This is a genomic window from Mesorhizobium sp. B2-7-3 (assembly GCF_006440715.1).
GTDB lineage: Bacteria > Pseudomonadota > Alphaproteobacteria > Rhizobiales > Rhizobiaceae > Mesorhizobium > Mesorhizobium australicum.
In genome coordinates this window covers 1-2,281 of sequence record NZ_VFTY01000025.1, presented here as the reverse complement: position 1 = coordinate 2,281, position 2,281 = coordinate 1, and the positions used below count along the sequence as shown (strand labels likewise).

Below are 2,281 nucleotides of genomic sequence, written 5' to 3'. Positions count from 1 at the left end.
ACCCACTACATTCCCACCCACCCGCAAGACCGGGCGCGTCGTGCTCGGTCGGGCGCTTGTAAAAGGCCGAACACGAAAGGCGCGGCGCAGTCGCCGCTACCGAGGAGGATAGTATGAGTTACGCGGCAGGGTTTGCGGTTATGGAAGTCACCGTTAGGGGCGTTTTGCCGATCGGAGACGCGACCGAAAATGTGACTTATTTTATCCTGGACACCGCCAGGAGTGCGATCGTTGGCCAGGTCGCCCTTCCCAAAGCCGTCAAGCGAAGCCTTGCGGTAGCGCTGACCGTCAAGGTGCCAAGCACTGCCGGCTCATTTGCGATTGGGACGTTTGACGATGGCGGCAGTTTCAAGGTTGCCAGCTTCCTGCGGGTAGAAAGTCCCTCTGTCGACGGCGCAGGGGCCGCCGTCGGGCCGTCTGGAAGTTGACCGCCTAACCTTCTTGTCGTTTGCCACGCCCCCCGAAGCCGGAGGCGCATTCCGTTAGTTGAATTCAAGCCAACAGGAGCCAGTCATGGCCCGTGCCTCTGAAATTCTCTTTGTCGATCCTTCGATCTCCGACCTCGAGACTGTCATCAGTAATCTTAGGCCCGAAGTCCGGGCTGTCGTGCTCGATGGCCGCCGCCCGGCGGAGCGGCAGATCGCTGCCGCCCTTGTTTCGCACAAAGGGCTCGACGCGGTCCATATCATGGCCCATGGCGCTTCGGGCCGTGTCAATTTCGCCGCGGGAGAATGGTCAGTCGGGACGCTGGAGGCAGCGGCTGACGATTTCGCCGCAATCGGCAGGGCACTTGCGGCGGACGGCGAGCTGAGGCTGTGGAGTTGCGAGTCGGCATCAGGGAATTCCGGCGAAGCCTTTATTGAGGCGCTGGAAGAGGCGGTCGGCGCGGATGTCCGCGCATCAAGATCGTTGGTTGGCGCCGCCGACCTGGGCGGCGCCTGGGAACTGTCGGCACGTGCGAGCTCGCCCACGCCCCTGCCACCCCTGACCTCGGATGGAGCGGCAAGTTACAGCGGGGTGCTTGCAGTTGACCTGACGATCACCGGCAACTTAACTATTCAGAATGGTAGCGCCACTATCAACACTTATTACCTAGTAGATACAACATTAAATCCTCATTTGTTGGTTGGAAGCTTCCCACTTCCCCAATCAGGGCACAACATTGTCAGTGAATTTGCTGTAACAATAACAATTCCAGACCCTACACATACTTATCAAATATACGACGCTGGTTTCAATCTATACGGCACACTAACGCCAGGGGCAGGAAATACTTATGTTTTAACGGACGGCCCTGTCGCTGGCCCTGCCAATGGCAACGGAGGCAATCAATTTGATACTGGTACTTTCAGCACCAGTACAGTTGGCGCGACAGGCCCGGCGGGACCTACGGGAGCGACCGGCGCCACCGGCGCGACCGGCGCGGGTGCGACAGGGGCCACAGGTGCGACCGGCGCCACCGGCGCAACCGGAGCAACCGGAGCGAGTGGCTCTACCGGTGCCAGCGGCGGAACAGGCGCGACCGGCGCCTCTGGTGCAACAGGAGCGACCGGTTCTACCGGCGCAAGTGGCGGAACCGGGGCGACCGGAGCAACTGGCTCGACCGGCGCCACTGGCTCGACCGGAGCCACAGGTGCGACTGGCGACACCGGTGCCACAGGTTCGACTGGCGCCACTGGCAACACTGGTGCCACTGGTTCAACCGGAGCTACAGGCTCCACCGGTGCTACCGGCTCGATCGGTGCGACGGGGTCGACTGGTGCGACGGGGTCGACCGGTGCAACCGGTGATACCGGAGCGATTGGCTCGACCGGAGCGATCGGGGCCACAGGAGCAACCGGCTCGACCGGAACTACCGGAGCGACAGGCGCTACCGGTGACACGGGTGCCACAGGTTCGACTGGAGCAACGGGCTCGACGGGCGCGACTGGGTCCACCGGAGCCACAGGTGCGACTGGCGATACTGGCGCTACGGGTTCGACTGGCGCCACCGGCTCGACCGGAGCAACCGGCTCGACTGGTGCAACTGGAGCCACAGGCGCTACGGGTGACACGGGTGCCACAGGTTCGACCGGAACTACCGGAGCGACAGGCGCTACCGGTGACACGGGTGCCACAGGTTCGACTGGAGCAACGGGCCCGACGGGCGCTACCGGTGACACGGGTGCCACAGGTGCGACTGGCGATACTGGTGCTACGGGTTTGACTGGCGCCACCGGCTCGACCGGAGCAACCGGCTCGACTGGTGCAACTGGAGCCACAGGCGCTACGGGTGACACGG

Annotated in this window: 2 protein-coding genes; both read left to right on the top strand. The window is 63.0% G+C overall.

Going from position 1 to position 2,281, the window contains the following annotated elements:
• Positions 1 to 113: 113 nt before the first annotated feature.
• On the top strand, positions 114 to 428 hold the full coding sequence (locus FJW04_RS29830; RefSeq protein ID WP_140718414.1) for a hypothetical protein: 315 nt from the start codon (positions 114 to 116) through the stop codon (positions 426 to 428).
• 85 nt (positions 429 to 513) lie between these two features.
• The coding region (locus tag FJW04_RS29825) for a DUF4347 domain-containing protein (protein WP_181173091.1) at positions 514 to 2,281 on the top strand (1,768 nt) is incomplete at its 3' end.